Genomic DNA, 667 nt, shown 5'->3' with positions numbered 1-667 from the left:
ATCCTGATAGCGTGGGTAGCTTGTGGTTACTCGACAGTGGTGGTTTTTGGTCAGCAGGGTTTCCAAAAGATAGGTTTGATGATGATAGCTTCGACAACAGCCCGCTATTGGTCAAAAATACAGAGGATTATTTTGCTTTGTATAATCTCGTGATGTACAAGCCGCCTTATATTCCCAAAACCGTGCAAGCCGTCTTTGCTCAGACCAATATCGCCAACCGAGAGTTGCATGCCAAAATTCTCAAGCAGATTACTGCAGACAATGTAGAAGCACGCGCCAAAATCATCGCGCAGCGTGATATACCTACGCTCGTCGTCTGGGGTACTGAGGACAAAATCATCAAGCCTGAGACCGCCACCATCATGACCGAGCTGATGCCGCAGGCGAAGCTGATTATGATGTCTGAGGTCGGTCATGTGCCGATGATCGAGGCAGTAAAAGAGACGGCAAGTGATTATAAAGAATTTCGTGCAACGATTAAGGGTCAGTAATTCACAAATCTTTTGTTAATCGCGTTAGTAAGGCATCTGTACTTTCGTTTCTGACCAGCGTGACGCCTTGTCCTGCCCATAACGACAGATGCTCGGCGTCCAAGCGCTTGGTCGCATCCGCCCGCATAAACTTGGTCATGGCATTGAGTTGTGGGTAGGGCGGTAGCGCATCCGCA

Annotated in this window: 1 protein-coding gene; it reads left to right on the top strand. The window is 48.6% G+C overall.

Going from position 1 to position 667, the window contains the following annotated elements; translation table 11 throughout:
- Positions 1-491 (top strand): alpha/beta fold hydrolase (locus ACS8FC_RS18085; RefSeq protein ID WP_439297804.1); only part of this gene is annotated, 491 nt, incomplete at its 5' end.
- Positions 492-667 lie beyond the last annotated feature (176 nt).

The organism is Psychrobacter sp. 1Y4, from assembly GCF_051847555.1.
This window is presented reverse-complemented; position numbering and strand designations above follow the sequence as displayed.